Genomic DNA, 3137 nt, shown 5'->3' on the forward strand with positions numbered 1-3137 from the left:
CAAACCTTTGATAATCACTTCCGAAAGATGAACCACACTATCCTTTTCTTGCACTTTTTGGGCAAACAAAATCCCTGACAGCAAAACAGATATGCCGAAAAAAATATTTTTCATTCGTTGTAGCGATTGTTTTAAAAAGTATGGTAAAATCAATTTCTTTTGAAGATTTTCAATATGAAAGAGACCTTACCGTACTTTTCATACTAAAAAAATTATTTTCCTTCAGGAATATCTACTCGCAAGTGTACCTCACTAACGGTGTCAAAATCTTCTTGGGTTTTCGGAGTTTTAGGGATTTCTGTTCCCGCAATGATTTCACCCTCAGTATTTTTTATTCGGAAATTCAGTTCCCAGTAACCACTCATTGAATAGTTGATATTGGCTTTGTGGAAACCGTCGGGTTGTGCTTTGAAGTCATCAAAGGGTGTAGAATGATTTTGCATATCAGCTCCGGGCATACGCGGGTCTAACAAAAGCGAGAAATCTTTTGCTTGCGGAAAAGAAACCATCGATTCCGCTTTGAACAAACCTGCTATAACATTGTCGTTGCGCCCGATACGGTGTTGCATTGGGCTGATAAGTGCCAAAATGTACGTTTTTCCGTCTTTTCCTTTAAATCTTGTAAATTTCAGATGACTTTCTTTAGGTTGTTTCTGAATTTCGATGCGTTGTTCCTTAACCTGAAATTCTTTGCCTGAAATGGTGTAATTCAAATTCAAATCCCAATGTCCAAGTTCGCCCGTATTCATCTGAAAAACAGCATATCCTCGATAATGATTGCCGTTTACTTGCATCAAATTTTCAGTATGCGGACACGAATGTGAATGTTTGATTTTTTTCGAATCGCCATTGTCGTACATACGCATCATTGGCAGGAAATTGATTTTTTCAGCCGACAATGCTTTACCTGTTTTTACATCTGTAATGGTGAGGTAAACATCATTATATCCTGTGTATAAAGCTCCATTGACAGTTTTTACGGAAATTAAGTGATTATTTTCGGTGAAATTTGCCACTTCTTTAAGTTTATCCGAAGGTGTAGGAATATCGGAAGGTGCTGCAGGACTGATATTTTTTGTTTCTTCAATCGGTTTTTCAATGTTTTTGTCGTCTTTCGAACAAGAAACAATCAAAAAAGCACATAAAATAGTGATATATGTTGTTATTTTCATCTTAAATTGTTATTTAAATTAATAATTTTCGTTGTTTTTGGGACAAAAAATGCCCTTGAAGATATTTTTTATCTTCAAAATATTAAAAGATTGAGTTTTGCAATGTCGGGGCTTCGACTTCGTTCAGCCTGACAAAATCAGTATATTGATAGCAAAAATCAATCAAAAATGAAGAAAATTACACGAAAATAGGGGGATGAAAAATAGCAAAGTGAATTTTTTCCCAATAAGGGTTTCTGTGGTAAAATTTGTGTTGTGTATTTTGTTGTTTTAAAAAAATGGAATACGAAAAATTCTCGTGAGTAATCCAATTGAAGTCTGTGGCGAATTTCTCAAAATTAAAGTCGTTATTTTTCTCATTTTCAGAGGCTACATCGGCAAGCTTACATTTTCCGTCGCAATGCATTTCAGGTTTGTCCTGATTCTGACAGAAATTTTCCGTAAACCCTTCATTATCCAAAAGATAATAGGTAAAATACACACCCATCCGTAAACTGCTATAAAGTACGGAAAAAGCTATAAATAAAATACCTATGTAAAATTTTCTTTTCAACGAGGACAAAAATAAAAAAATATTGTATTGGTTTTATTAAATCCATAAATAAACATTGGAAATTTCAAAAAAACCGAAATTTCCAACGTTTTTTCTATTGCAATTGTTTTTCTAATGCAACAGCTTTTGAGAATAAAATGTTGTTTTCCAGATGAATATGTCGATGTAAATTATCTTCAAATTCTTGAAGCATCGCAAAGGTAACTCTGTACGTGTTGCAAGCGTCGGCAGGTGGGGTGTAGCCATCTGTCAGTGTTGCGATTTTTTTAAATCGGTCACCTTCTGCACTATGTTCGTGCTCCATCATTTTGATGGGGTTGGCAACTGTTCCGAAGTGAGGCACAGGCGTTTTCCTACCATTTTGTGAGGCTTTTACCAATTCTTCAATGAAAGGAAACAGAATTTGTTCTTCTTTTTCCAGATGACTTTGCAAATCAAAAGCACTTTCCGTAAAAAGGTGATTGATTTCAAGCAATTCGGGATGTCTGTCTCCGTGAACTTTGCAAAGTTTATCTAAAAATTGCAGTAAATACGGAATTTTTTCTCGTACATAGCTATGATGCATTCGCACGATATAGTTAACCAAAAGGTCAAGAGGCCAATCACTTACGTTCAGATTTTCATTTCCTCCTTGCGGAATGGTTTTTAACTCATTTATTAACTGATTTTGATTGATTTCTTTTTTCTTGCAAGCTTCTGTAATAGTTCGCCCTCCTTTGCAACAAAAATCAATTCCGTACTTTTTGAATATTGCGGCAGCTCTAAAATCCTGAGCTACAATCTCTCCAATAGTATTATTTTCTAAATTCATATTTAGCGTTTTAAATTTTGGTGCAAATATATAAAACATAAAAAAAGATAAACAAATCTTTTTATCTTTAAAATAATAATTTTAATTGATGTCCACAAATTTTGATGATTTTTAAACCTCAAAATTTTTAATTCGCAATGAGAGGAAGAGCGAAGTCGTTTTGTTAAAGCGAGTTCCTAAATTAGCTGTCTGTTAAAAATAGATAATTCATTAATATGATAGCCATAAATTTCATCCATTATTTCTATATTGATTTCATCTTTCAATTTGAAAAGTTTGTTTCCAACTAATTTATAAACAATTAATTACCAGGAATTATCAAAGTAAGTAGCAATAAGTTTTATCGGATGATGTTTTGATACGAATGTATGTTGTTTATTCAAATCTAAGAGCATAGTATGACTGTTTATTTATTCTTTTTATATATGTTATATGCTTCAATGGCTTTATCCAATTTACTTGCTTTTCTTACCTAATTTCAAAAATACTATGCACATATAGAGTTGCTCGAAATACTCCCGCTCCTCTGTACAAATCAGGTAAATCAAGATAAAAAATAATTGCGAATGTTCTATTATTTAGTGCGTGTTTAAAAAGAGCA

General features: G+C 33.1%; 3 protein-coding genes. All 3 read right to left on the reverse strand.

Annotated features, from left to right (window positions below; all coding sequences use genetic code 11):
- Positions 1 to 212 precede the first annotated feature (212 nt).
- Positions 213 to 1172, reverse strand: a complete 960-nt coding sequence (locus tag GN105_RS11940; protein WP_155285624.1) for a hypothetical protein — start codon at positions 1170 to 1172, stop codon at positions 213 to 215.
- A 178-nt stretch (positions 1173 to 1350) separates the two neighbouring features.
- The gene (locus GN105_RS11945) at positions 1351 to 1725 is read right to left on the reverse strand and encodes a hypothetical protein (protein ID WP_155285625.1); all 375 of its coding nucleotides are present in this window, start codon (positions 1723 to 1725) and stop codon (positions 1351 to 1353) included.
- 94 nt (positions 1726 to 1819) lie between these two features.
- Positions 1820 to 2536, reverse strand: coding sequence for an iron-sulfur cluster repair di-iron protein (ric, locus tag GN105_RS11950; RefSeq protein WP_155285626.1), 717 nt, complete (start codon positions 2534 to 2536; stop codon positions 1820 to 1822).
- Between the last annotated feature and the right edge of the window lie 601 nt (positions 2537 to 3137).

The sequence above is a fragment of the Capnocytophaga felis genome, assembly GCF_009684755.1.
GTDB lineage: Bacteria > Bacteroidota > Bacteroidia > Flavobacteriales > Flavobacteriaceae > Capnocytophaga > Capnocytophaga felis.